At 43.0% G+C, this 25312-nt stretch carries 26 protein-coding genes and 1 tRNA gene; 1 reads left to right on the forward strand and 26 read right to left on the reverse strand.

Annotated features, from left to right (window positions below):
* Window positions 1-79: 79 nt before the first annotated feature.
* The 4 genes from JOC78_RS08240 to JOC78_RS08255 all read right to left on the reverse strand — a co-directional run bounded on the left by JOC78_RS08240 (window position 80) and on the right by JOC78_RS08255 (window position 3151).
* The gene (locus tag JOC78_RS08240) at window positions 80-1114 is read right to left on the reverse strand and encodes a sugar-binding transcriptional regulator (protein ID WP_204554034.1); all 1035 of its coding nucleotides are present in this window, start codon (window positions 1112-1114) and stop codon (window positions 80-82) included.
* 155 nt (window positions 1115-1269) lie between these two features.
* Window positions 1270-1512, reverse strand: a complete 243-nt coding sequence (locus JOC78_RS08245) for a glutaredoxin family protein (RefSeq protein ID WP_204554036.1) — start codon at window positions 1510-1512, stop codon at window positions 1270-1272.
* A 24-nt stretch (window positions 1513-1536) separates the two neighbouring features.
* Window positions 1537-2868, reverse strand: a complete 1332-nt coding sequence (gene rpoN / locus JOC78_RS08250; protein WP_204554038.1) for an RNA polymerase factor sigma-54 — start codon at window positions 2866-2868, stop codon at window positions 1537-1539.
* A 211-nt stretch (window positions 2869-3079) separates the two neighbouring features.
* Window positions 3080-3151 (reverse strand) — tRNA-Arg (locus JOC78_RS08255).
* A gap of 340 nt (window positions 3152-3491) precedes the next feature.
* Between JOC78_RS08255 and clpP the strand changes: the two genes are divergently transcribed.
* Complete coding sequence (gene clpP, locus JOC78_RS08260) at window positions 3492-4088, forward strand: ATP-dependent Clp endopeptidase proteolytic subunit ClpP (RefSeq protein ID WP_204554041.1); 597 nt, start codon at window positions 3492-3494, stop codon at window positions 4086-4088.
* A gap of 47 nt (window positions 4089-4135) precedes the next feature.
* Here clpP and JOC78_RS08265 read toward each other — a convergent pair whose 3' ends face one another.
* The 22 genes from JOC78_RS08265 to hprK form a co-directional block, all read right to left on the reverse strand.
* Complete coding sequence (locus JOC78_RS08265) at window positions 4136-5539, reverse strand: MFS transporter (RefSeq protein ID WP_204554043.1); 1404 nt, start codon at window positions 5537-5539, stop codon at window positions 4136-4138.
* 125 nt (window positions 5540-5664) lie between these two features.
* The gene (locus JOC78_RS08270; RefSeq protein ID WP_204554045.1) at window positions 5665-5928 is read right to left on the reverse strand and encodes an HPr family phosphocarrier protein; all 264 of its coding nucleotides are present in this window, start codon (window positions 5926-5928) and stop codon (window positions 5665-5667) included.
* Between the two features lie 31 nt (window positions 5929-5959).
* The gene (gene whiA, locus JOC78_RS08275) at window positions 5960-6919 is read right to left on the reverse strand and encodes a DNA-binding protein WhiA (RefSeq protein ID WP_204554182.1); all 960 of its coding nucleotides are present in this window, start codon (window positions 6917-6919) and stop codon (window positions 5960-5962) included.
* A 53-nt stretch (window positions 6920-6972) separates the two neighbouring features.
* On the reverse strand, window positions 6973-7935 hold the full coding sequence (locus JOC78_RS08280) for a gluconeogenesis factor YvcK family protein (RefSeq protein WP_204554047.1): 963 nt from the start codon (window positions 7933-7935) through the stop codon (window positions 6973-6975).
* Window positions 7932-8822: an RNase adapter RapZ gene (gene rapZ / locus JOC78_RS08285; RefSeq protein WP_204554049.1), complete on the reverse strand. Its 891-nt coding sequence runs from the start codon at window positions 8820-8822 to the stop codon at window positions 7932-7934. Before rapZ ends, JOC78_RS08280 begins: the two co-directional genes overlap by 4 nt.
* A gap of 27 nt (window positions 8823-8849) precedes the next feature.
* On the reverse strand, window positions 8850-9308 hold the full coding sequence (locus tag JOC78_RS08290; RefSeq protein WP_204554051.1) for an NUDIX domain-containing protein: 459 nt from the start codon (window positions 9306-9308) through the stop codon (window positions 8850-8852).
* Window positions 9309-9626: 318 nt separating this feature from the next.
* Window positions 9627-10577: a thioredoxin-disulfide reductase gene (trxB, locus tag JOC78_RS08295; RefSeq protein WP_204554053.1), complete on the reverse strand. Its 951-nt coding sequence runs from the start codon at window positions 10575-10577 to the stop codon at window positions 9627-9629.
* Window positions 10578-10680: 103 nt separating this feature from the next.
* Window positions 10681-12201, reverse strand: coding sequence for a tetratricopeptide repeat protein (locus tag JOC78_RS08300; protein WP_204554055.1), 1521 nt, complete (start codon window positions 12199-12201; stop codon window positions 10681-10683).
* A 483-nt stretch (window positions 12202-12684) separates the two neighbouring features.
* Window positions 12685-13320, reverse strand: coding sequence for a bifunctional phosphoribosyl-AMP cyclohydrolase/phosphoribosyl-ATP diphosphatase HisIE (hisIE, locus tag JOC78_RS08305; RefSeq protein WP_204554057.1), 636 nt, complete (start codon window positions 13318-13320; stop codon window positions 12685-12687).
* Window positions 13317-14075: an imidazole glycerol phosphate synthase subunit HisF gene (gene hisF / locus JOC78_RS08310; RefSeq protein ID WP_204554059.1), complete on the reverse strand. Its 759-nt coding sequence runs from the start codon at window positions 14073-14075 to the stop codon at window positions 13317-13319. The genes hisIE and hisF overlap by 4 nt, the downstream gene beginning before the upstream one ends.
* The gene (hisA, locus tag JOC78_RS08315) at window positions 14075-14803 is read right to left on the reverse strand and encodes a 1-(5-phosphoribosyl)-5-[(5-phosphoribosylamino)methylideneamino]imidazole-4-carboxamide isomerase (RefSeq protein ID WP_204554061.1); all 729 of its coding nucleotides are present in this window, start codon (window positions 14801-14803) and stop codon (window positions 14075-14077) included. The genes hisF and hisA overlap by 1 nt, the downstream gene beginning before the upstream one ends.
* Entirely contained in the window at window positions 14800-15435 is a 636-nt protein-coding gene (gene hisH / locus JOC78_RS08320; protein WP_204554063.1) for an imidazole glycerol phosphate synthase subunit HisH, read from the reverse strand. Before hisH ends, hisA begins: the two co-directional genes overlap by 4 nt.
* Window positions 15436-16029, reverse strand: a complete 594-nt coding sequence (hisB, locus tag JOC78_RS08325) for an imidazoleglycerol-phosphate dehydratase HisB (protein WP_204554065.1) — start codon at window positions 16027-16029, stop codon at window positions 15436-15438.
* A 22-nt stretch (window positions 16030-16051) separates the two neighbouring features.
* A complete protein-coding gene (gene hisD, locus JOC78_RS08330; protein ID WP_204554067.1) occupies window positions 16052-17317 on the reverse strand; it encodes a histidinol dehydrogenase in 1266 nt (421 codons plus the stop codon).
* Window position 17318: 1 nt separating this feature from the next.
* Window positions 17319-17960: an ATP phosphoribosyltransferase gene (hisG, locus tag JOC78_RS08335; RefSeq protein ID WP_420829915.1), complete on the reverse strand. Its 642-nt coding sequence runs from the start codon at window positions 17958-17960 to the stop codon at window positions 17319-17321.
* Window positions 17960-19144, reverse strand: coding sequence for an ATP phosphoribosyltransferase regulatory subunit (locus JOC78_RS08340; protein ID WP_204554069.1), 1185 nt, complete (start codon window positions 19142-19144; stop codon window positions 17960-17962). Before JOC78_RS08340 ends, hisG begins: the two co-directional genes overlap by 1 nt.
* 196 nt (window positions 19145-19340) lie before the next feature.
* Window positions 19341-20777 carry a carbon starvation CstA family protein gene (locus tag JOC78_RS08345; protein WP_204554071.1) on the reverse strand — a complete coding sequence of 479 codons (1437 nt, stop codon included), beginning with the start codon at window positions 20775-20777 and terminating at the stop codon, window positions 19341-19343.
* Between the two features lie 464 nt (window positions 20778-21241).
* Window positions 21242-21724, reverse strand: coding sequence for an acyltransferase (locus JOC78_RS08350; protein WP_204554073.1), 483 nt, complete (start codon window positions 21722-21724; stop codon window positions 21242-21244).
* Window positions 21721-22377, reverse strand: a complete 657-nt coding sequence (ppaX, locus tag JOC78_RS08355) for a pyrophosphatase PpaX (protein WP_204554075.1) — start codon at window positions 22375-22377, stop codon at window positions 21721-21723. The genes JOC78_RS08350 and ppaX overlap by 4 nt, the downstream gene beginning before the upstream one ends.
* Entirely contained in the window at window positions 22374-23315 is a 942-nt protein-coding gene (locus JOC78_RS08360) for a nucleoside recognition domain-containing protein (RefSeq protein ID WP_204554077.1), read from the reverse strand. The genes ppaX and JOC78_RS08360 overlap by 4 nt, the downstream gene beginning before the upstream one ends.
* Before the next feature lie 31 nt (window positions 23316-23346).
* Entirely contained in the window at window positions 23347-24156 is an 810-nt protein-coding gene (lgt, locus tag JOC78_RS08365) for a prolipoprotein diacylglyceryl transferase (protein WP_204554079.1), read from the reverse strand.
* A gap of 27 nt (window positions 24157-24183) precedes the next feature.
* Entirely contained in the window at window positions 24184-25119 is a 936-nt protein-coding gene (gene hprK / locus JOC78_RS08370; RefSeq protein ID WP_204554081.1) for an HPr(Ser) kinase/phosphatase, read from the reverse strand.
* Between the last annotated feature and the right edge of the window lie 193 nt (window positions 25120-25312).

Raw genomic sequence — 25312 nt, forward strand, 5'->3', positions numbered from 1 at the left:
GGATTATATAGTTAATAATTAATGATTAACAGTCAAGAATGTAACGTTAATCATTAATTATTACTTCTTCCAAAAATGTTCATCGATTCATTTCTTCGATTAATTGTTTGGCTGCCGCCTCATCAGTAATTAATACTGTAGCCTTTGGAGCACCTTGCAGGTACGAATGAATCGCCTTGCTTTTAGAGGCTCCACCCGCTACCGCAATGACATCTTTCACGTGAACGAGATCGTCAAGCTGAAGTCCAATCGTTGATACTTTATGCACGATCTTCCCATTCTCATCAAAATAATAGCCAAATGCTTCAGCGACTGCCTTGCCATTAACAATCGTGTCCATATCTTCTTTCGTCGTATGTCTGCGATTAGCCATTGTTAGGGCATCACCTATTCCGTGAAGCACCATCGTGGCTGACTGAATCGTTCCATACACTTCTTTAATTGCCGGTTCCATCATGAAAGAATCGTATGCTTCACTCCTGATTTGATCAGGTGCATAGAGGACTCGATGGGTGCCGCCTGTATTTGCCGCCATTTGAGCAACAATTGTGTTGGCTTGATTCTGCACATCTTCACCAATACCACCCCTCGCCGGAACAAAAACTAGTTCCTTTGAACGAGCGAGTTCTGAAGACATGGCGCTTGCTGCAGCAGCAATGGTCGTTCCGCCTGTTACTGCGATGATATTCTTTGCCAATAATCGGCTTTTTATACTATTCGCACAGGCAGTCCCGAGTTCTTTTTTGACCCATGGAGATTGATCACTGTCACCTGGCACTACCACTACTTCATCCAGCGAAAAATAAGATTTTAACTGGCTTTCCATGGTGTGTATACCCTTAATATCAATCATCAATTCTTCCAAATTCACCAGAACGGATTGTCCATCTGGGGTCAGTATCATGCCGGATGTTTTAAACTCGATTAATTCTTGTTCCTTCAAAAATTCAACTTCACTTCGTAAAATCCTTTCGGTCAAGCCTAATTCCTGGGCTAAAGTTCTTCTCCCCACAGGCTGAGCCATACGAATGGACTGCAGGATTTGATATCTTTTTTGCATGACCTCTAGCAGATCGGGCAATAATCTTTTTTGAATATCTAGTAATGTTCGCATAAGATGCTCCTTTAAATGATCAATCGGGTCGTATTTTGTCCCTTAATAAAATAATATGTCCCACACACTCCAAAAAAAATATCCCCTGCCTGCAAATACATTTTAGCAGGGAAAAAATCAGAAAGCAAACAATAACCTACTGAATTTAAATATTTTTAGGAATGTTTTTCTAAATATGTACGGATGGTCGCATAATCACACTGGCCGTATTGTATCAAATGATTATTATGTGTAATCACTGGGATCATCAGTCCGTACTCTTCCGTTAATTTATCACTGTCGTCAATATTCACTTCATGAAGGGTGAAAGGAATATCTTCCCTCACCAGCTGAAGATTTAATTTCGCTTCTTCACAAAGGGAGCAGTTAGGTCTCGTGTAAAAATAGATCTCTGTCATCATAATGCCTCAATTCTTCATTTCTCAATCATACCTTTTTCTTTTAGAAGAGGAAGCGATATTTAATTGATCTCGGTATTTCGCAACCGTTCTTCGTGAAATGCTGAATCCTTCCTCTTTTAATCGATTGCTGATTTCTTGATCTGATAATGGCTTTTGTTTATTTTCAGAATTGACCATATCCGTCATCCGCGACTTCACTTGTTGTGCAGAGGCGCCTTCTTCTGAATTAGACGCTATACCTGACGGGAAAAAGAATTTCAATTCATAGGTGCCATATGGTGTCTGCATATATTTACCGCGAACGGCTCGGCTCACCGTTGACTCATGAATTTCGAGCTCTTCCGCAATCTCTTTCATATTCAAGGTCTGCAAGCGGCTAGGTCCCTGAAAGAAGAAGTCCCGCTGTTTCTCGACAATTTTCAGACCCACTCGCTGAATTGTTTGCTTGCGCTGCTCCAGACTTTTTAAGAGCCATACATAGTCTTTCTCTTTTTCCTTCATAAATTGCTTTAATTTAGGATCCTTGTGCATGGCGAGCTCGTTAAAATAGTCTTTTTGAAACACTACTTTTGGCAAGTCATCCTCAAGCAAATGAACCTCGATGGTGTCATTCACTATTGCAACGGTAACGTCTGGCTTCACATAAGTGGGCTGTTCATGATGAAACCGCGCGCCTGGTTTTGGATTCAGTTTCTGAATAAAATCGGCTGCAGATTGTATATCTTTCACATCTACGTTTAATTTCTTAGCAAGCGGCCGCCAATTTTTATCGGCAAATTCCATAAAGTAATCCTTAATCATGACTTTCACAAGTTCAGGTGCATCTTTCATTCTTTGCAGCTGCAGCAACAGGCAGTCCTGTAAATGAAATGCACCCACCCCTGCTGGCTCGAGCTCACGAATGATTTCCAGTACTTCTTCTGCTTTCTCTTCAGGACACCGGCACATCTGAGCGGCTTCTGGAATCGAAATCGTCATATATCCGTTATCATCCATATTATATAGTAAGAAATCTAATATTCTCTTTTCAGTAGGGTCTAATGGAATAAGCGACAGCTGCATGCGCAAATAATCCAGTAATGTATGCGAATGATCCGCCACATGCTCGACCCAATTCTTCTCGTCATTTGAGGAGCTCCCGCTTTCTCGGACTCGCCCTTTCTTCGAATGAAGCGCTTTCATTTCAGGAACATCCAGCTGTATAAATGGATTCTCCATCGTTTTAGCCTCTAAAAACTCCGTTAATTCCTGGGCAGAGTACTGGAGCAGAGCAATAGCCTGTGTTAATTCCTGTGTCATCGCAAGCTTCATTGTTTGCTGCTGCCATAAACCTGGCTTTAAATGCATGTTCATAATTCTCTCCCCCCTATATTCTATTATACAACAGGAAAGGAGATAAAGAATTGAAAATTGAGAATTTATTCATTTGGAATGATTTCATGAGGAAAGTCCTAGTCGGATTTTGAATTTCGTCGTTTAAAAAAGGGGGTAAATATTACAAACAAAAAAGTCCCTACGCTTGTATAAAAATCATACAAACATAGGAACTCCCTGATTTAAATAACGCCCTCGGAGGGAATCGAACCCCCATTTTAAGAACCGGAATCTTACGTGCTATCCGTTGCACCACGAGGGCTTAGTTATTAAGTACATTTCAAAATTATAGCGGACTTCTTTCAATAATGCAATATAAATATAATATGACTGACCAAACGTGATCCGAATCCTATATAAACAGAATAAATTGGCTGCCGTCCTCATATGTTAATCTGTTACCTAGATGAGTTGGACATATAGGCTAATTGAACTTTTGTTGACTGTTTAGCAGGATTTAATCTGGGTATAATAGAAAACTATGTAGTAAATGAATGAAAATACTAATTTTAAGTCCAATAATTTGACCTTCATTGACCATCATTGTATGATTACAGTACATAACTTTTTTAACAGATAGTTCACACTAAGGAGGAAATAAAATGAATTTAATCCCAACAGTTATTGAGCAAACAAACCGCGGGGAACGTGCTTATGATATCTACTCACGTTTATTAAAAGACCGTATTATTATGCTGGGCAGCGGCATTGATGACAATGTAGCGAACTCGATTGTTTCTCAATTATTATTTTTAGAAGCAGAAAACCCTGAGAAAGATATCTCCATCTATATCAACAGCCCTGGCGGAAGTATTACAGCTGGTATGGCTATTTATGATACGATGCAATTCATTAAGCCAGATGTTCAAACGATCTGTATTGGTATGGCTGCATCTATGGGTGCTTTCTTGCTTGCAGCAGGTACGAAAGGCAAGCGTTATGCCCTTCCAAACAGTGAAGTCATGATTCATCAGCCATTAGGCGGCGCGCAAGGTCAAGCGACAGAAATTGAAATCGCGGCTAAACGCATTTTATTCCTTCGCGAGAAATTAAACCAAATTCTTTCCGAGCGTACAGGTCAGCCTCTTGATGTTATCGCGAAAGACACAGACCGTGATAACTTTATGACAGCTGAAAGAGCGAAAGAATATGGTCTTGTTGATCAAATTCTAACTCGCAATGAATTACCAGGAAAATAATCAACATGATAAAAGCGACCTCGTTCATGATAACGAGGCCGCTTTTTTTATGCATGAACGGTCTGCTCAGCAGCCGCAGTTTCTTGTTTCAGTTTTTTGGAAAACGAATAAAATACCGCTCCTGCCAGTAAAGCCATCAGTGCCAGAAACAAGAACGCCTGGCTAAATTGATAATCGGGATGATGCCAAATTGGATTGAACGCTTGAATCGACGCTCCCCGATCAAGAATGAAGCCCGATACAGTTACACCGAACGCCCCACCCATGTATTGAAACAGCTGAAGTGTGCCAATCCCCGTACTTACCTCATTCATCGGAAGATAAGTCGTCAAGAAATTCGGGACACCTGTCGTAATACAAACAAAACCGGTGCTTGCCACGATGACGACACTCATGATCACCCAATAAGACACATCGCCAAAGCTGGATAGAATCAATGAACTCACGAGCATGCAGGCGACCCCAAAAATGATGATTACCTTCGCCCCCGCTTTATCAACCATCCTTCCCACCACGACTGACGCAATTGAGGAACCGATCGCCCCCGGGAATAAAATGAAACCAATCATTGCAGTATTGGATACACCGTGAATTCCTGCGAGCATTAATGGACTCAGAAACAGGATGGAGAAATTAATAAAGAATACACTTCCAGCAATGATGACCAGCCGAATAAAGATAGGGTTTTTGATCAGTACAGGATTTAAAAATGGTCGAGGCACTCGGTGTATATGCCTCCAGAATAGCCAAACGAATGGCGCTCCTGCGCTAAAGAGTATATTTCGCGTGGCAAGCCACAGTAATATAGAAGCAACTCCGGCACCCAAATAAGCCCACCCAGCCATATCAAGTTTCGTTTTTTCTCCTCTGTCTTTCGGCAAAAGTAGCTGATAGGCAGGAATGGTTATGACCGATATAATGGAAACCGCAAATAAAACCGGCCAGCCGAAATATTCAGTGATTACCCCACCTGTTAAAGGTCCTAAACCAAAGCCAAGAGTAACAGCTGCCGCAACTCTTCCAATTGCTGCTCCCCGCCGGTGAAACGGGATATATCTAGACGAAATAATAATGCTTAAGGCAGAAATACTGCTTGCTCCCATGGCTTGAATGACTCTGGCCGCCACTAGCAAAGGAAAATTCACTGCTGCCATCCCTGCTAGAGATCCAATGCCAAGACACGCCATTCCGAAAGTTAACAAATTGGCTAACGGAACAGAGTTAGCTAATTTACTATATAAAATGGCTGATAAGGCAAAAGCAATCGAATAACTGCTGACGATCAATGAAGTGGTTGAGGGCATCAGCTGAAATTCGCCGGCTATTTTCGGCAGCGCCACATTGAACATCGATGTATTCATAACTGTTATTAATGTATTTAAAAAAATGGCACTATATAATAGACCTTCTTTTTTCACCCGTAAACCTGAGGGTGTTTCTTGATCGCGCATAAGAAATTCCTTCTTTCTATTTTTAAAACACTCTCTCAGCTTACTTTGTAGACGTCGACAAATAAAATATCGTATTAAAAACAAAAAAACCTAAACAATGGATTCCATTATTCAGGCTTCTTTCATTATAGACTTCCTTCGTCTTCGATAAAAGCTGTCAGCGCTTCCAACGCAGCTTCTTCATCTCTTCCCTCAACAAATAGAGTAACTGTACATCCGCGATTAATCGCTAAGCTCATAATACCCATGATGCTTTTCGCATTGACTTTTTTCCCGTCTTTTTCAAGAAAAATATCCGCTGAAAAATGATTGGCTTCTTGGACAAACAACGCAGCGGGGCGTGCTTGCAACCCTGTTTTCAATTGAACTTCTACTGTTTTCTGAACCATCTTGCTCCCCCTCATGACTTTCTGTGTATGTTTATACTTGCTTCGAATTAGCTAAAGACTCCCCAGCCCGTAATTTTTCAGCAATTTCATTTATTTTACGCAGACGATGATTAATTCCCGATTTACTAATGACTGGGCCAGATACCATCTCTCCCAGTTCTTTTAACGTGACGTCTTGATGTGCGACACGCAGCTCCGCTAATTCACGAAGCTTATCCGGCAGAACTTGAAGACCTACTGTCGCCTCAATATAACGGATATTCTCCACCTGGCGCAAAGCAGCTCCAATTGTTTTATTCAAGTTAGCCGTTTCACAATTCACCAGCCGGTTCACTGAGTTACGCATGTCACGGACGATCCGAACATCTTCAAACCGAAGCAGTGCGCTATGGGCTCCCACGATATTTAAAAACTCCGTAATCTTCTCTGCTTCTTTTAAATAATTGATAAAACCTTTTTTTCGTTCAAGCGTTTTACTGTTTAAATCAAACGTGTTCATCAATTCACAGAGTGCCTGATTATGCTCCTCATACAATGAGAAGATTTCTAAATGGTAGGAAGATGTTTCCGGGTTGTTCACTGAGCCTCCCGCTAAGAATGCTCCCCGCAAGTATGAACGCCGGCAGCATTTTTTACTTAGTAATTTAGGCGAGATGTCATGAACAAACGTAAACCCTTCCTCTATAATCGATAGATCTTCGAGAATTTCTTTTGCACGTTCTTTCAAACGTACGATGTACACGTTATTTTTCTTTAGCCGCATTTTTTTACGGACTAAAAGTTCCACATCTACTTGATAATTTTTCTTTAGTAATATATAAATCCTTCTGGCAATGGCTGCATTTTCTGTCTGGATATTCACAACCAACAGCCGGTTGGAAAATGAAAGTGATCCGTTCATTCGAATGAGCGCAGAAAGCTCTGCCTTTGCACAGCAATCCTTCACTTCGAGTGTGGTTAGTTCTTTTTTGGTTTCTGAAGCAAACGACAAGTGTGCCACCTCCAATCCGAGATGCCCCTTCGCTTTTACGATGAGATTCGACTCTAATTATTTTCTGGTATTAGCTGATAAAGGATATCAGCAACTTTATTGGTATTATGACGAATGTAGCCTCCCTCTTTGTTGACAATCTCATCAAAGATGGTATGAAGGCCTAATTCGTTCAGCTTATCCACGTCGTACACAACTGGTTTAGCCAGTTCTTCTTTGTATTTATCTTTGATTTGCTGCGGAATCGGTTCATTGTTCACTAAAATGGTGTCTAAAAATGAACAGGACATATGGCTGTATATTGCTTTCACATGATCACTCGCCGTAAAGTCCAGCGTTTCGCCAGCTTGGGTCATCAAGTTGCAAATATAGACTTTGCGCGCTTTCGCTTTGCATACTTCTTCTCCTATTTGCGGAACAAGCAAGTTAGGCAGAATGCTTGTGAAAAGGCTTCCTGGTCCCAAGATGATTAAATCCGCTTCTCTGATCGCACGAATCGTCTCTGGCAGCGGCAGAATATCTTCCGGTGTTAAAAACACTCTCTTGATCTTCTTTCCTGAATAAGGTATTTTCGATTCTCCTGAAACGACCGTGCCATCCTCCATTTCCGCATGCAAAACCACGCTTTGATTAGCAGCAGGCAGGACTTTTCCCCGTACATTTAACACTCGGCTCATTTCTTGCACGGCATGCACGAAATCCCCTGTAATAGAGGATAAAGCTGCGATCATTAAATTCCCCAATGAATGTCCGGACAATTCGTTTTTCGTACTGAAACGGTGTTGGAATAATGTTTCCACCAGCGGTTCTACGTCGGAAAGAGCAGCTAAAACATTGCGAATATCACCAGGCGGCGGAATATTCAGCTCATCTCTTAAACGGCCTGAACTTCCTCCGTCATCCGCCACTGTGACAATAGCGGACAAGTCGATCGGATGTTTTTTGAGTCCTCGAAGAAGAACAGACAGGCCTGTTCCTCCACCGATAATAACGACCTTTTTCTGATTCTGTGTCATGACATTGGCAGCTTTCTCTTTTTAATGTCGCGGTGCGTGATGCGAGTGTCATAATCCTTCGCATAATAATTGCCGATATACTCAGACAGCGCAACAGAACGATGCTGCCCGCCCGTACATCCGATCGCAATGACCAGCTGAGATTTACCCTCCATCTTATAATGAGGAAGCATAAATGTCAGCAAATCCGTGACTTTTTCCAGAAACTTTTGGGTATCATTCCATTTCATGACGTAGCTCGACACATCTTCATCTAGTCCCGTTCGCGGCCTCATGTGGTCAATGTAATGTGGATTAGGCAAGAATCGCACATCGAAAACGAGATCCGCATCAATCGGAATGCCATGTTTAAACCCGAACGACATGACGTTGACAATAAACGCTGCTTCTTTATTTAAAGAAAACTCGGTTAGTATTTTCTCCCGCAAATCTTTCGGCTTCATTTGCGATGTATTATATAAAAATTGCGCTCTTCCCTTCAGTTCCTCGAGAAGTGCACGCTCTTGCGTAATTCCATCTAGCGGACGTCCGGTCGGTGAAAGCGGGTGTGAACGTCTTGTTTCTTTATATCTCCGCACAAGCACAGAATCATCCGCATCTAAAAATAACACTTTTGGCGTTACAGATGCCATTTCTGCCGCATCATCCAAAGATTTAAATAAATGGTCAAAGAATTCTCTGCCGCGCATATCCATCACGACTGCCACTTTATTCATCTGGTTCCCTGAGTCTTTCATCAGTTCCAAGAATTTAGGCAATAAAGTGGGCGGCAAATTATCTACACAGTAAAACCCCAAATCTTCAAAGCTTTGAACTGCGACCGTCTTTCCCGCACCGGACATTCCTGTAATAATGACTAATTGAACATCATTCGCCGTGTTGTTCATTTCCGTTCATCCCCTCTGTTTTCACCCTTAGCTTGGGTCCAGCCGATAAGATAAAAGTTCAAAATCCGGAGTATACGTAAAGGCTCCATAAATCATACCGGTGCCATGAACCATATAATCTAATATATGACGGTCGCCTTCCGCCATTGGCAGCTCCTGAATTTTGTCAACTGAATGCCATTCCAATTGTCCCTCGTCACTTTCTTTTAAAGACACGCCATCACTAACCGTCGCAAAGAAGGTGAACATCATCCATTCAGATATAATTTCATCTTGATCTTTTATTATAAATGTAAAAATGCCTTTTACATTTGGATTTCGCAAATAAATGCCGGTTTCTTCCCGATATTCACGAATGACAGCATCTCTGATTGATTCACCAGGTTCCATTTTCCCTCCTGGAGCCACCCACCAGTTTCTCCGCGGTTTTTGTAAAAGAAGGATTTTATCATCTTTTAATAGTAAACAGTTCGTCACTCGCTGCACTCATCTTCACCTCTAGGATCGCTTCTATAAGAAGAACCGTCGCATTTTTTGTTCTTATTATTATACTATGTTCCGTCAGACAATCTCAATGCTTCCGGCTTCAAAAAAAAAGGAGGTTGTCCTCAATGATCGAATCCTCGCCTGTCTTTTAGAGATCTAAAAGATTAGGCAGGAACGATCATTAAATAGAAACAACCTCAAATGGGATAGGGATATAAGTTAAATTTTGGGGGATTTCTTTAACACTCACTTAGTATAACAAGAAGCTGTTACACTGGTGTGACGAAACCATTACCCCTTCATTAAAAGATATGACAATTATGCTTCTACCCCTAATTCCTCTTTCAATTCTTCAATATAGTGCTGAGCTGCCTGTGCGGCAATACTTCCATCACCAGTAGCCGTTACTATTTGGCGCAGCATCTTTTCACGAACATCGCCAGCTGCATAAATACCAGGAATTTTCGTTTCCATTTGCTCATTCGTTAAAATGTAGCCCATTTCATTCGTAATTCCTAAATTAGCAAATGGTTTAGTTAACGGCAGCATCCCTACGTAAATGAATACGCCATCCGTTGGAAATTCGCGCTCTTCTCCATTTTCAGTAGATACTAATGTGACACTGCCGACTTTGCCGTCTTTTTCGTTAATTTCTTTCACTGTATGACTCCAGATAAAATCAACTTTTTCGTTAGCAAATGCCCGGTCTTGAAGAATTTTTTGCGCTCTCAGTTCATCACGGCGATGAACGATCGTTACTTTTTTAGCAAAGCGCGTTAAGTACACGCCCTCTTCAACGGCAGAATCTCCGCCTCCGACTACGACCAATTCTTTCTCTTTAAAGAAGGCGCCGTCACAAACCGCACAATAAGATACGCCGCGGCCGCCAAGTTCTTGCTCTCCAGGCGCACCAAGTTTCTTATACTCGGCTCCCGTTGTAATGATAACAGCGCGGGCTTTATATTCTTTGGAACCAGCTTTAATGGTTTTATATTCTTTTCCGTCGATGACTTCTTTAATGTCGCCATACGCGTATTCGGCACCGAACTTCTTAGCATGGTCAAACATTTTCGTAGAAAGCTCAGGACCTAAGATATGGTCATATCCCGGATAGTTCTCTACTTCTTCTGTATTGGCCATTTGCCCGCCCGGCACACCGCGTTCAATCATCAAAGTGGAAAGATTCGCACGTGATGTATAAACAGCTGCTGTCATGCCGGCAGGACCTGCACCGATAATGATGACGTCATAAATTTTTTCTTCTGCCAAAACAAGACACTCCTTTATTTTCTGTTTTCATATACCCTTACTTGTATTGTTCTCTATACCACTCTATCGTATGCAATCTTGGTCTTTTCGTCTATTATTATGCTCACAGAAGATGCTCGCGAATATACTTAATATATTTCCCTACAGTAGACGCAGAAACATCATATTTCTCTGCCAATTTTGTCTGAGACGTTTTCTCTCCCCTGAACTTTCGCCAGATGTATTCCGTTGAAGCAGCGAGAGCTTTTTTATTTTTCAGCTTCGTTTCAATATGAAGCATTTCGTTGAAAATAGAGAACCACATCATCAAGAGACCGGCTTCGTCATTGCCGATTGGCTTAAAGTGCTTGTAGAGCTGCAAGGCCGTTTCATGACCTAGCTCAACCCTCGTCTCTTCTTTAAGCTTCGGATCAATCGGCATCCCAAGCACATCTGCCATATAGACTTTTTCATGGACATTTAGCGTATCAATATCACAAAAATCCGCGTGGCTCATGACCTTCTTTTGATCATCTGTTAACGACAGCAAAAAGATGCCGAAGAACCGCTCCTCTTCATGCTCGCTGTTCAGCCGTTTTACAAGTGAAGGAACATGATGTTCAAAGCCTTCCTTCGTTCTTTCCTTTTCATTCCACGGCTCCTGCCCCTCTTTTTCAGGGCTCAGCTTCAGCACTTGTTTCCATACCGCTTTTGCCGTTTCATGATGACCGGTAAAGTAAGCTGAATGTGAAAGCCAGTAATAAAAGCTTGGCTCCCCGTCGTACCCATTTTTATACAATTTCTTTAGCCAGCGGTAAGCATCTTCAAACTGTCCAATTAAGGCAAATGTCACTCCTAGCTTGAATTGCTGATCCAGTGTCATCGGATGAATCTTGCGAAGAACATTTACCAGTTCCTTTAGCATGCCATATTTTTTCTCATAGTACATAAATACAGCCAGATTGCAGAGCGCATGAAGATTGCCTGGATTTTTCTCCAGTACTTCTTCTAGCACCTGATGCGCTTTTTCGATATCCCCTAAATAAAAGTGAGCCAGTGCTAAATTGTTGTGAGCCGACCAGAAATCAGGAAACTTCTCGACCATTTCGTCCAGACGTTCAACCGCCTTTTCAAAACTGCCGCCTTCAAGCAAGTAGCGGGCCTCTTCCTGCATCGTGATCAAATCATCTTGCTCAGATAAAAGATCAAATGGATCATCGCTGTCGAGACTGATCAATTCTAAAAGGTCTTCCGCATCTTCGCTGAATTCGCCTTTTTCATCCTGCTCTAAATATTCCTTTGCGTGCTTAAACGCTTCTTTAAACATCCCTAAATGGGCATAATTATTAGCCAAAAAGTAGTGACACTCACTAATTAGCGGATCTAAATCATCTAAAATAAAATGAAGCAAACCATTGGATTGCTCGAAATTTCCAAGTTCCGTTTCAACCACAGCCAATTGACAGGCAATCATCGGTTCAAGCGGATCTAAATCTACGGCGCGAGATAAATACTTCTTCGCCTTTTGAAGCTCCCTCTTTCTGAGAGCCTTTAATCCTTTTGTATAGTAATACTCTCCTGTAGGAAGAAAAGAAACCACTTGGCCTTTATCTTTCTCTTCTCTTATCTTTGAGTCTTTTCTCATGAAAGTCCTCCGAACGTACATAATTAACTAATGTAGTATAACATGCCCGGCGAAAATTGATAACAAGTTAATGATAATTATGTGTGGAAAATGAGTGGAATATTGTGTGCGAGGAAACAAAATAATGAATGTAAAATAGCTTAAATGAAAACAAATATCCCGTGAATGTAAAGAACCTGGGACCGAGTGTAAACAAATGCGACGCGAGTGTAAACAAAGTGACTCTTTGAAAAGAAGTGCTTGCTGAATGAAAAAAACACTCTGCCAATGTAAAGAACCCGCGCCCGAGTGTAAACAAATGCGACGCGAGTGTAAACAAAGTAACTCTTTGAAAAGAAGTGCTTGCTGAATGAAAAAAACCACTCTGCCAATGTAAAGAACCCGCGCCCGAGTGTAAACAAAGGGACACAAGTGAAAATAAAAAGCCGCAATGGAGCGTCATTTAGAAAAATGAGCTTCATCTCGGCTTCTTACATCCACCTATTACTTCCCTTTATCCTCGTGGCGTTTCGCCAGCACACTGAGAACGTCGGCAAGTTCAATTTTTTGCTCACGAAGCAGCACTAACAAGTGGTAAAGCAAGTCAGCTGATTCCCACTTCAGCTCTTCTGTATCGCGGTTTTTCGCAGCAATGATGACTTCCGCTGCTTCTTCTCCGACTTTTTTCAAGATTTTATCGACGCCTTTTTCAAATAGGTACGTCGTGTATGCACCGTCCGGACGGTTTTCTTCGCGGTCGGCAATCACTTCTTCTAGCTTTTGCAGAATCGTATAAGGCAGAATTTCTGTTTGCTCGCCGTATAATGATTGCTCAAAACAGCTCGTCGTTCCTGTGTGACAAGCTGGACCATTCGGCTTCACTAGAACCACAAGTGCATCTTGGTCACAATCCAGCTTAATATTCACCACTCTTTGTGTGTTTCCGCTCGTAGCCCCTTTGTGCCACAGCTCTTGACGAGAACGGCTGTAGAACCAAGTTTCACCTGAATCCAATGTTTTTTTCAAAGACTCTTTATTCATATAAGCAAGCGTCAGTACTTCGTAAGTTGTTGCATCTTGAACGATCGCCGGGATCAAGCCTTTTTCGTCAAATGTTAAGCTATCAATATTTACGCTCATCTCATATTCACTCCTTTGTCTTTTAAAAAGCTTTTCACTTCATTTACACTCGTCTCTTTATAATGGAAGATGGACGCTGCCAGCGCCGCATCGGCTTTTCCGTCTGTAAACACTTCAAGAAAATGATCTGCATTTCCTGCTCCGCCTGAGGCAATGACAGGAACCGATACCGCCTCACTTACCGCTTTTGTGAGCGCCAAGTCGAAACCTTTCTTCTCTCCATCGCTATCCATGCTTGTTAAAAGGATTTCTCCAGCTCCACGTTCCACTGCTTCCTTCGCCCAAGCAATGACTTCACGTTCGGTCGCTGTCCGTCCGCCATGTGTGTACACACGCCATGAACCGATTGATTCATCATACTTCGCATCAATGGCGACAACGATACACTGAGTGCCGAAATAATCCGCTCCTTCGGTAATTAATTCAGGACGCATCACGGCTGCTGTATTTAACGATACTTTATCCGCACCGGCACGAAGCATTTTTTTCATATCCTCAAGCGCATTGATGCCGCCGCCGACGGTAAATGGGATCGCTAGTTCAGATGCTACCGCTTTTACGACATCGACCATTGTTTTTCTTCCTTCGTGCGAAGCAGAGATGTCTAAAAAGACCAATTCATCCGCTCCTTGATCATCATAGGCGCGAGCCAATTCAACAGGGTCGCCGGCATCTCGAATCTGTACAAACTGAATGCCTTTGACGACTCGTCCATCTTTTACGTCCAGACAAGGAACGATTCTTTTTGTAATCATTATTTCACCTCTTTTAAAGCTTCTGAAACGGTGAATTTACCAGAATAAATAGCTTTTCCGACAATCACTCCGCTAACGCCGTCCGATTCATATTTTTTCACATTTTGCAGATCTTCAATGGAACTGACTCCGCCCGATGCAATGACACTTGCTCCTGTTGCTTTCGCCAATTCCGCTACCGCTTCAATGTTCGGGCCTGACAGCATGCCGTCTGTCGCAATATCAGTGAAGATAAATGTTTTCGCTCCAGCACCTGCTAGCTCCTTGCCAAGGTCAACCGCTTTTAAGGAAGACGTCTCAAGCCAGCCATGCGTCGCCACATACCCGTCTTTGGCATCTAAACCAATGGCAATTTTCTCGCCGTATTTCTTCAGCCATTCTTTCACTAGTTCAGGATTAGATACGGCTAGACTGCCGATGATCACACGGTCCACACCTTGATCTAAATAATGCTTCACATCTTCTTCTGTCCGAATGCCTCCGCCGATCTGCACTTTCGCATCTAATTTCTGCGCGGCTTCGATGACAAAGCGGTCGTTGATGCGCTTACCGTCTTTTGCACCATCAAGATCCACCATATGAATCCAATCGGCTCCTTGATCGACGAATGACTTGGCCATATCAAATGGAGAATCGCCATAGACCGTTTCTTGATTATAGTCCCCTTGCGTCAGCCGAACGCATTTTCCGCCTCTCATATCGATAGCGGGATAAATAGTAAAACTCATAAAATCGCCTCCGATTGCTCCATTGCGTTTGCAAAATTAGTCAGCAGCTGCATACCGACTTTGCTGCTTTTTTCCGGGTGAAATTGCATGCCGAATACTTTTCCTTCACCGACAACGGCCGGGATTGTGACATTGTACGTTGAGCTGGCAATTAAATCTTGCTCTTTCATTTCGCTGACATAATAGGAATGAACGAAATAGACGAAGCCTTCCTCAATGTCATGCAGGACAGGAGAATGCTGATTAAATGTCAGCTTGTTCCATCCCATATGCGGAACTTTCACCGATTCGCCATTCAATTCAGCCGGGATTCTCGTTACTCTCCCTTTTAGTAATCCTAGTCCTTGGTGAAGTCCGTTTTCTTCACTTTCTTGAAACAGCAGCTGCATGCCAAGGCAAATCCCAAGAAGCGGGCGGCCGCTGTCTACATATGTATGCAAAAATTGATCCAATTTTTTCTCTTTTAATAGAACCATTGCATCTTTAAATGCACCGACTCCCGGTAAAATTAATCCCTTCATTTTCCCAAGTTCTTCTGGTGAATCACTAATGATATAAGGAATATTAATACGTTCCAGCGCTTTGCTGACACTGAATAAATTCCCCATGCCATAATCAACGATGCCGATCATTTACAACATTCCTTTCGTTGACGGAACCCCTTTGACGCGAGGATCAATCATCGTTGCTTCATCAAGCGCACGTGCCAGCGCCTTAAAGACCGCTTCAATCATGTGGTGAGTGTTGTGTCCGTAGTGAACAATGACATGTAAATTCATGCGGGCTTCAAGAGCCAGCTTCCAAAGAAATTCGTGGACAAGCTCCGTATCGAATGTGCCGACCTTTTGCGAAGGGAACTCAGCGCGCATTTCCAAGTGAGGGCGGTTGCTGAGATCCACGACGACCTGTGCCAGCGTTTCATCCATTGGTACAAACGAATTACCGTAGCGTTTGATGCCTTTTTTATCCCCAAGCGCTTCTTTTAAGGCAAGCCCAAGGCAAATTCCAATATCTTCAGTTGTATGGTGATCATCCACTTCCACGTCCCCATCAGCTTTCACCGTTAAATCGAACTGGCCATGCTTCGTGAATAAATCAAGCATGTGATCCATAAACGGAACACCGGTCTGAATGTCGGATTTTCCTTCCCCATCCACGGAAAAATTTAAATCTATTTTTGTTTCATTGGTATAACGGTTTAATTCTGCACTGCGTAAACGTTCCATTTTGTACACCTCATCTATTGTGTTATTTCAAGCGTTTTTCGACTGCCCGGGCATGTGCTTCCAATCCTTCTAAGCGGGCAAACGCAGCAATTTTTTCTCCGTTTTCCCTAATCGCCTGTTCACTGTACATAATCAGACTGGACTTCTTCATGAAATCATCGACTGACAATGGGCTTGAAAAACGAGCGGTTCCATTGGTCGGCAAGACATGATTCGGACCAGCGAAATAATCACCGATCGGCTCGGAACTGTATCGGCCAATAAAGATGGCGCCGGCATGACGAATAGATGCGACTGTTTCTAATGCCTGTTCTGTAATGATTTCTAAATGCTCAGGTGCCAGCTGATTAATGACATCAATGGCTTCTTCCTTGTCTTTTGCTAAATAGATGGCGCCATAGTTTTGAATCGCCGCACGGGCAATTTCTTCACGCGGAAGTTCTTTCAATTGTTTCTCTACTTCAAGCGCTGTGTCCTCTGCTAGCTTTTCTGAAGTGGTCACAAGCACACTGCTCGCGCGAACATCATGTTCTGCTTGAGATAAAAGATCAGCCGCCACTTCTTCTGCAATGGCTGTATCGTCTGCTAAAATGGCAATTTCACTTGGGCCGGCAATCATATCAATATCCACATCGCCAAATACTTCTCGTTTCGCTAGTGCCACATAGATATTGCCCGGCCCTGTAATTTTATCGACAGATCTCACAGATTTCGTTCCATAAGCAAGAGCCGCAATCGCTTGTGCTCCGCCCACTTTATAGATTTCCTTCACTCCAGCAATGTCCGCTGCCACAAGAACACCAGCTGGCAGTTTGCCATCAGCCCCTGGTGGTGAAACCATGACAATCCGTTTTACACCAGCCACTTTTGCCGGCATGACATTCATCAATACAGAAGATGGGTACGCAGCTGTTCCGCCTGGCACATACACACCTACTGAATCAAGCGCTGTCATTTTTTGCCCAAGCATCGTGCCAGATTCATCTGTGTACATCCATGTTTCACGCAGCTGTTTCTGGTGAAAAGCGGAAATGTTCTCTGCCGCTTCTTTAATAATTGCAATGACGCCTTCTTCCATTTCCGTATAGGCTTCGTTTATTTCCTCTTGCGTCACTTTGAGGCTAAACAGCTTAGCTCCGTCAAATTTCTCTGTCAGTTCACGAAGAGCCGCATCGCCCTCTTGCTTTACTTGTTCAATGATCTCACGGACTGCCGCGCGCTGCTCTTCCGTTCCATTATCGACTGAACGCTTTAATGTTAAATCTCCTGTTACCTTTTGAATCTTCATCTTAAGAAGACACCGCCTTATCTGCAATAACCCCTGTCAGACGGTCAACCAGATCATGAATTTCTCCATCCTTCATCCGATAGCTTACCGGGTTTACGATTAATCGGGATGTAATGCCGACAATCGTTTCATATTCAACGAGCCCGTTCTCCTTCAGCGTCCGCCCAGTTGAAACGATATCCACAATCCGATCGGCCAGTCCTATCAAAGGCGCAAGCTCAATCGAACCATTTAATTTAATGATTTCCACTTGTTCCCCTTGCTCACGGAAATAGGTGGATGCCACGTTTGGATATTTCGTCGCAATTTTTGGCGCTACTTCATTCATCGGTGTATCTGGTAAACCAGCCACCGCCAAATAACATGGGCTAATCTTTAAATCAAGAAGCTCGTATACATCTCTATCTTCTTCAAGCAAGACATCTTTTCCTGCAATTCCGAGATCAGCCACGCCATATTCCACATAGGTTGCCACATCCATCGGCTTAGCTAGAAAGAAGCGCAAATTTTCTTCTGGCACTTCAATGATCAGCTTGCGGGAATCGTCTAATTCAGGCGGCAGCTGATAGCCGGCTAAGCGGAGCAATTCAGCAGCTTCTTCAAATATTCTTCCTTTTGGCATCGCAATGGTCAGCATCGACATCAGGCTTCCCCTCCATTTGTTGCTTTTCCTACATAAAAACTTACCTCTGCACAAGCACTTGTAAAATGATCGACGTTTTTCACACCAGATAAGTCCTGCAGCACGACCCGCTCCCCTTGTTCACGAAGCGCCGCCGCTGCGTCAATAGCTTCTTTCCGTCTCTCCTGGCTGAAAAGAATACAATGAACGCTTTCTTTTTCCGCCAGCTCCCCAACAGCTTCAAGTAAAAAGTCCAGTCGAAGCCCAAATCCTGTCGCACTCGCCGACCGCCCAAACTTCTCTAATAAATCGTTATAGCGGCCGCCATTTCCAATTGGATAACCTACTCCGTCTGCATAGACTTCAAATAGTATACCCGTATAGTAGCTCATATGACTGACGAGGGATAAATCAAACTTCACATATTGATCAATTCCATAATCCTTTAATAGCGCAAACAGCTGGCGAAGTTCATCAATCGCTTCTTGTCCAGCTTCTCCTTCAATCAAGGAACCCGCTTGATCCAGGCACTCTTCTCCGCCGCGAAGTTCTAAGAAGTTCAACAGACGCTGCTTATCAATAGAAGAAAGCGGCAATTCTTTCACATGCTCACGATAGCCAACATAGTTCTTTTCGTATAAGTAACGGCGCAGCACACTTGCCCGTTCTTCTGTACCAAGAATTTGCGTAAATAATTCACTGACAAACCGGATATGCCCAATGGAAATCGGGAAGCTTTTCAGCCCTAATTTCTTTAAAGAGGAAACCATTAAAGCAATGACTTCCGCATCAGCACTAATCGTTTCATCGCCAATGTTTTCTACCCCAATTTGATCAAACTCTGCTGCACGCCCGCCTTCACGCTGCTGCGCCCGATAGACGTTAGCTGAATAAGCCAGACGGAGTGGCACTTGTTCTTTTAATAGTTTAGCGGCTGCAACCCGCGCAATCGGAGCTGTCATATCCGGACGAAGCACCAATGTATGGCCTTGCTGATCTAGCAGTTTAAACAGCTGCTGATCTAAAATGGCTGATGCTTCTCCAACCGTTTCATAATATTCTAAAGCCGGCGTTTCAATAAATTGATAGCCCCAGCTCTTCATTTCATTTTCAATCTGATCTTTTATATTTCGTTTCGTTTCATAAATATGAGGAAGGGTATCTCTCATTCCCACCGGTTTTTCAAACATAAATAATTTCGACATAATCATCACCTGACCGCATTATTTTTGAAAATCCTTTAGTTCGCTAATATGTTACCACATTGAAGTTATAAGTAGTGTAACGTTTCTGATAATTTCCGTCAAGAAAGAATATGACTCTTTCATTGTATCCGAACGAAAAAACGAACAAAAGCCTCTCAAGCGAGATCACTTGAAAGGCTTTCTTGTCAAAGTATCTTTACGCAGCCACCGTTTTGCGTTGGATGGCCCGCTTCTGTTTATGCTGAATAATTTTCCAAACGTATAACGCCAGGATGCCTAATGTAAGTACGCCGCCAGCTAATAGGGATGTATTGTAGCTGAAACCAAACCCTTCAGGTGCGTAAAAGATATACGTACAAACCACACCACTCATAAATAAGGCTGGTACGCCTGCGATTAAGTGAGCTTTTCCTTCTTTTAAAAGGTAAGAAGCAGCCGTCCATAGCATAACTGTTGCTACGACTTGGTTCGTCCACCCTACATAACGCCATAAGAAGGAATAATCAATTGTTGATAAAATAAAGGCTGGAACTCCTACAGCCAATGTGATGAAAACAGGAACCATCTTTTTCTCTGGATTGACAAATTTCTCCATCATTTCAGCCAGCATCATTCGAGACGAACGAAGAGCCGTGTCTCCTGTTGTGATTGGCAAAATAATAACACCAAGTACCGCTAAAATCCCGCCAAGTGTGCCTAATAAAGAAGTAGAGATTTCATTAACTACGCCTGCTGGTCCTCCTGCAGCCAGCGCTTCTTGCAATCCGCCTGTACCGCCAAAGAATGTCATACCTGCAGCCGCCCAGATTAATGCGATTACGCCTTCAGCAACCATTGCTCCGTAGAAAATTTTACGTCCATCAGACTCTTTTTTCATCGTACGAGAAACGATCGGGCTTTGTGTACAATGGAAACCGGAAATTGCTCCGCATGAGATCGTCACCATTAATAAAGGCCAGATTGGCAATTCACCCGGGTGAAGATTTTCAAGTGTCAGATTCGGGATGGGCTTGTCCCCCATTAGCAATGCAGCAGCGATAGCTACAGCCATAAAGATAAGGATAGCTCCAAATAACGGATAGATTCGGCCGATGATCTTATTAACCGGCAGCACCGCCGCTAAGATAAAGTAGAAAAAGACAAGTGCTAATGCTGACATAAAGCCAAGCGGTGTGATTTGAGCAATTAGTTGAGCTGGACCTGCTGTGAAGGCCGCCGCTACAAGCACCATAAGAATGAGCGAAATGACGTTAATTGCTTTCTTCACTGCATTTCCTAAATAACGCCCAACCAGTGTCGGGTATTGTGCTCCACCATGACGTAAGGAAAGCATGCCTGAGAAGTAATCATGCACCCCTCCTGCAAAAATCGTACCAAGAACAATCCAGATAAAAGCAACTGGACCATATAAAGCGCCAGCAACGGCACCGAAGATCGGGCCTAGACCCGCGATATTTAATAATTGAATTAACGAACCCTTCCACCAGCTCATTGGCACATAGTCCATTTCATCCTGCTTTGTATAGGCTGGTGTCTCGTTTGTATCATCTACAACGAATACGCGCTCAACAATTTTTGAGTAAACCGCATATCCTCCTACTAGTAATAATAATGCTGCAAAAAAAGTTGCCATATGTAGAACCTCCCAGATGTCTAAAACGTTTTTGTCGAATAATTTAATTTATATTCTATATTCTGAAAAATTAAATAACAAGCTTTTTTTGAGAAAAATCGCGATATTATTGGATTTTTGCGAAATTAGTACTATTTTACTATATGTTTTTAGAATAATAGAATGGATGTGACGATTGCGATACGTTGTTATGACGGGTTGTGGAAGATTGGAGAAAGAAGCGTACAGGAGGAGTTGCTGATAAGTGTTTGGAAGTTGCTGATATCCCCTTGGAAGTTGCCGATATAATCTAAAAGTTGCTGATATCTCTATGGAAGTCGCTGATAGAACGTCCGCATCCGCTGATAGAGTACCCGAAAGCGCCGATAAAGCCTCATTCTTCTGCAATATCGGACCGAAATCGCGTTGATTTCTCCCAAGACTCCACAAAAAAACCGGCTTCCCAAGCGGAAGGCCAGTTTTCTTCATGTTCTTTCTTTAATTTGCATCGGATTTCCCCCGGCAAAGGCGCCCGGCGGCACATCTCGGTGAACGAGTGTCGCTGCGGACACCACTGCACCGTCCCCAATCGTCACACCGGGTAAAATTGTGCAGTTGGCTCCGATCATCACGTTGTCGCCAATTACGACTTCACCGAGCCGGTACTCGTGAATTAAATACTCATGAGCAAGAATCGTTGTATTGTAGCCGATAATCGTGTTGCGGCCAATCGAGATATACTCAGGGAACATGATGTCCGGCACAACTTTATAGGCGAGCGCCGTCTGTTCACCGATTTTCATCCGTAAAAATGTCCGGTACATCCAATTTTTCATGCGCATAAAAGGAACAAATCGGCTGATTTCAATGACAGCCGTATTTTTAAAGGTTTTCCAAAAGGAAACGGTTTGATAGATATTCCAAAGAGAATTGGCACCTTTCACTTCATACCGTTTCGTTCGTCTCATTTCCCGGCCTTCCCTATTTCTAAAATATCTAACAGATCAGGCATTGTTTCTAACATGAAGTCCGGTTTAAACGTTTCTAAAAATTCCTTACCTTTAATGGACCACGCTACACCAGCGGTTAATGTTCCTGCATTTTTACCGCCATCGATGTCATGATAGTTATCGCCAATCATGATCGCTTCTTCCGGCCGAGAGTCCAATAAGTCGAGCGCTTTATATAGCGGTTCAGGATCTGGTTTCGGATTAGTGACTTCATCTAAAGAAATAATCACATCGAAAAACTGATCTAGATTCGTTAACTTCAACCCTCTAATCACCGTTTCCCGAATTTTTGTCGAAACGATCGCCAGCTTATAATTGTTTTCTTTTAACGTGCGGATTGTTTCAAATACTCCCTCAAATTCTGTTACTAACTCATCATGTTTCGCATGATTGAATGCCCGGTAGTGCGTAATCATTTCTTCTACCGCTTCCGGGTTCATCTTGTGGAACGTTTCATGAAGTGTCGGACCTAAAAATGGGTAGACATCTTCACGTACATATTGATTCGGATAATAATGATTTAATGTGTGCAAAAACGATGAAACGATTAGCTCATTCGTGTTGATCAGCGTTCCATCGAGATCAAACAGTAAGGTGTTGATATTCTTCATGAAATGGTTGCTTCCTTTCCTTGAGCAATTTCCGCTCGTCTCCAGAAATAGGAAACAAGCAGCGTAAGCAAGATCGCTGTAATTAAACGAATCAGCAGAAGCGGCAAGACAGGAATGCCGAGCGGAACAAAGATCAGCGTATCCTCGACGACCGCATGGCAGGCAACTAAAAAGATAAACGCGATGGTTACATCTTTACGGCTGACTCCATCCTCTTCCACCGCTTGGATCATAACGGCTGAACCATACGCCAAGCCAAACATTAAGCCAGCTGCTAAAGTTGTTGACGTATTCTCCTTCATGCCGAGCATACGAGTGATCGGTGACATCCACCGTGAAAAGACGGCCAGCCATTTTAAGTCCTTTAGAATCTGAATTCCCACCATTAGCGGAATGACGATCAGTGCTAATTGAAAGACACCAAATCCAGCTTTCACAAGTCCTGCTGACAATATTTCCATGACGCCTTCAGGTGAATCCTGCTGCGGAGGCATCATTCCATAAACAGCCAGCTCCCCTCCGCCATTCCATACGAGGTTAATCACAATTGCTGATATAACAGCAAGCCCAATTCGCACAACGAGCATGAGCCAAATTTTCACACCTACTCGCGTGGCTACACTGGATTCGATTAGCAAGTTATGAGAAAACGAAAGCATGACGGCCAGTATAAATACTTCTTTTACTGTTAAATCCAGCGAAAGAATTGCACCGATTCCGGCATATAAGTTAAGAAAATTCCCAAAAACTAGCGGTATGGCTGCATCTCCTGACAAACCGAAAATGCTCATGACCGGACTAATTAAATCAATGACCCATGGCAGAACAGGTGTATATTGAAGCAATGTCACAATTAACGTGATCGGAAAAATAATTTTCCCAAGCGACCAGGTGGTTTTTAATCCTGCCCCCAGGCCTGTCTTGATGGTTGATATCATCTCTTTTTCTCCCCTTGTGTTCGTTCCTCTCTTAACCCAATTGACTATCGTATGGCACGTTTTCTTTATTTTTTCTGCGAATGACAAACAGTGTGACAGCCCCGGCAATCAAGACCAGCGAAATGACCTGAGCAATTCGCAGCGAATCCGTCAGCATTAAGCTGTCTGTTCGCAAGCCTTCCACGAAAAAGCGGCCAATGGAATACCATATGACATACGTTAAGAAGATCTCGCCTCGTTTCAAATTGACTTTTCTCAGCCACATCAGAAGCGCAAATCCAAGTAAATTCCAAATCGATTCATACAAGAATGTCGGGTGGTAATACGTCCCGTCAATATACATTTGATTAATAATAAAATCAGGCAGCGACAAGCCTTCTAAAAAGGAGCGCGACACTTCGCCCCCGTGTGCTTCCTGGTTCATAAAGTTGCCCCAGCGTCCGATTGCCTGGCCTAAAATTAAGCTAGGCGCCGCAATGTCTGCCAGCTTCCAAAAGGAAATCTTTTTCACACGCGAGAAAATAATGGCTGTGGCAACTGCCCCGATTAACGCTCCATGTATAGCAATTCCACCATTCCATATTTTAATAATATCTCCGGGGTTTTGTGAATAATAGCCCCATTGAAAAATAACATAGTAAAGGCGGGCACAGATAATGGCAGCTGGGATAGCCCAAATTAATAAATCGGCGAACATCTCTTTATCCCAGCCGAGACGCTCACTTTCTTTTGTTGCTAAATAAAAGCCTAATGCAATCCCAAAGCCGATGATCAGACCGTACCAATGCACTTGCAGCGGACCTAAATCAATGGCTATCGGATTTAATGGATAACCTTCCATTCTTCCTCCCCTTCCTGACACTCTCGCCTATAGCTGATCCGGATCACGATCGTTAATCACGTTAGCCAGTTTATCCGTAAACTCCTGAGCGGTATTCACACCCATGCGTTTTAATCGGAAATTCATCGCTGCTACCTCAATAATAACCGCAAGATTTCGGCCTGGGCGAACGGGCAAAGTAATTTTTGTAATCTCTGAATCAATAATTTTCATCTTATCTTCTTCGATACCCAAACGGTCATATTGCTTTTTGGAATCCCAAATTTCTAAGTTAATATTTAAAGAAATCCGTTTATGTCCGCGAATCGCTCCCGTACCGAACAGCGTCATCACGTTAATAATTCCCAGTCCGCGAATTTCAAGCAGATGCTCAATCAGTTCCGGTGAGCTGCCCACAAGCGTATCAATATCCTCCTGGCGAATCTCTACACAGTCATCCGCAACAAGACGATGTCCCCGCTTCACCAGTTCAAGAGCCGTTTCACTTTTACCGACGCCGCTTTGTCCTGTGATCAGCACACCCACGCCGTAAATATCTACTAATACACCATGTACGGCTGTCGTCGGTGCCAGCATACTTTCTAAATAATTTGTTAAGTGACTAGATAATCGTGTCGTCGTTAAATTTGAACGCATGACCGGAACCGAATGACGTTCGGATGATTCCATCAGCTCTTCCGGCACCTCTAGGCCACGTGCAATAATGATCGCTGGTGTTTGATCGTCACAAAGCCGTTCCATCCGTGCTTGCTTCTCCTGACTAGTTAACTTTTCAAAAAAAGTTAACTCTGTCATGCCAAGCAGCTGAATACGGTCTGCCGGATAATAATCAAAGAAACCGGCAATTTCTAAACCGGGACGAGAAAGATCACTTGTCGTAATCGGACGATGAATACCCTCTTCTCCGCTTAACAACTCCATCTTAAACTTTTCAATCAAATCTTTGGTGCGTACTTTAGCCAAGACTATTTCCTCCCTAATGGCAATTTACGTCTATTGTAACATTTTTTTAAATTGCTTCGTCAGCGAATGACTTGAAATGTTAAACAGATAGCAGTTTACATGTTGAGACTGCATTTCTCGAAACCTCAGAGAAAAGGGTTATTCCCTGAGGTTTCAGCAGGTATTACACCATAAAAAAATACGCTGGCTCAAT

Source organism: Bacillus ectoiniformans, assembly GCF_016908875.1.
In the GTDB taxonomy this organism is placed as follows: Bacteria; Bacillota; Bacilli; order Bacillales; family Domibacillaceae; genus Bacillus_BX; species Bacillus_BX ectoiniformans.

Bases quoted from the DNA above. Each gene is read 5' to 3' on its own strand.
- JOC78_RS08240 (WP_204554034.1), bottom strand. From the start codon at position 1,114: ATGCGAACATTACTAGATATTCAAAAAAGATTATTGCCCGATCTGCTA.
- JOC78_RS08245 (WP_204554036.1), bottom strand. From the start codon at position 1,512: ATGACAGAGATCTATTTTTACACGAGACCTAACTGCTCCCTTTGTGAA.
- rpoN (WP_204554038.1), bottom strand. From the start codon at position 2,868: ATGAACATGCATTTAAAGCCAGGTTTATGGCAGCAGCAAACAATGAAG.
- clpP (WP_204554041.1), top strand. From the start codon at position 3,492: ATGAATTTAATCCCAACAGTTATTGAGCAAACAAACCGCGGGGAACGT.
- JOC78_RS08265 (WP_204554043.1), bottom strand. From the start codon at position 5,539: ATGCGCGATCAAGAAACACCCTCAGGTTTACGGGTGAAAAAAGAAGGT.
- JOC78_RS08270 (WP_204554045.1), bottom strand. From the start codon at position 5,928: ATGGTTCAGAAAACAGTAGAAGTTCAATTGAAAACAGGGTTGCAAGCA.
- JOC78_RS08280 (WP_204554047.1), bottom strand. From the start codon at position 7,935: ATGACACAGAATCAGAAAAAGGTCGTTATTATCGGTGGAGGAACAGGC.
- rapZ (WP_204554049.1), bottom strand. From the start codon at position 8,822: ATGAACAACACGGCGAATGATGTTCAATTAGTCATTATTACAGGAATG.
- JOC78_RS08300 (WP_204554055.1), bottom strand. From the start codon at position 12,201: ATGAGAAAAGACTCAAAGATAAGAGAAGAGAAAGATAAAGGCCAAGTG.
- hisIE (WP_204554057.1), bottom strand. From the start codon at position 13,320: ATGAGCGTAAATATTGATAGCTTAACATTTGACGAAAAAGGCTTGATC.
- hisF (WP_204554059.1), bottom strand. From the start codon at position 14,075: ATGATTACAAAAAGAATCGTTCCTTGTCTGGACGTAAAAGATGGACGA.
- hisA (WP_204554061.1), bottom strand. From the start codon at position 14,803: ATGAGTTTTACTATTTATCCCGCTATCGATATGAGAGGCGGAAAATGC.
- hisH (WP_204554063.1), bottom strand. From the start codon at position 15,435: ATGATCGGCATCGTTGATTATGGCATGGGGAATTTATTCAGTGTCAGC.
- hisB (WP_204554065.1), bottom strand. From the start codon at position 16,029: ATGGAACGTTTACGCAGTGCAGAATTAAACCGTTATACCAATGAAACA.
- hisD (WP_204554067.1), bottom strand. From the start codon at position 17,317: ATGAAGATTCAAAAGGTAACAGGAGATTTAACATTAAAGCGTTCAGTC.
- hisG (WP_420829915.1), bottom strand. From the start codon at position 17,960: ATGTCGATGCTGACCATTGCGATGCCAAAAGGAAGAATATTTGAAGAA.
- JOC78_RS08340 (WP_204554069.1), bottom strand. From the start codon at position 19,144: ATGTCGAAATTATTTATGTTTGAAAAACCGGTGGGAATGAGAGATACC.
- JOC78_RS08345 (WP_204554071.1), bottom strand. From the start codon at position 20,777: ATGGCAACTTTTTTTGCAGCATTATTATTACTAGTAGGAGGATATGCG.
- JOC78_RS08350 (WP_204554073.1), bottom strand. From the start codon at position 21,724: ATGAGACGAACGAAACGGTATGAAGTGAAAGGTGCCAATTCTCTTTGG.
- ppaX (WP_204554075.1), bottom strand. From the start codon at position 22,377: ATGAAGAATATCAACACCTTACTGTTTGATCTCGATGGAACGCTGATC.
- JOC78_RS08360 (WP_204554077.1), bottom strand. From the start codon at position 23,315: ATGATATCAACCATCAAGACAGGCCTGGGGGCAGGATTAAAAACCACC.
- lgt (WP_204554079.1), bottom strand. From the start codon at position 24,156: ATGGAAGGTTATCCATTAAATCCGATAGCCATTGATTTAGGTCCGCTG.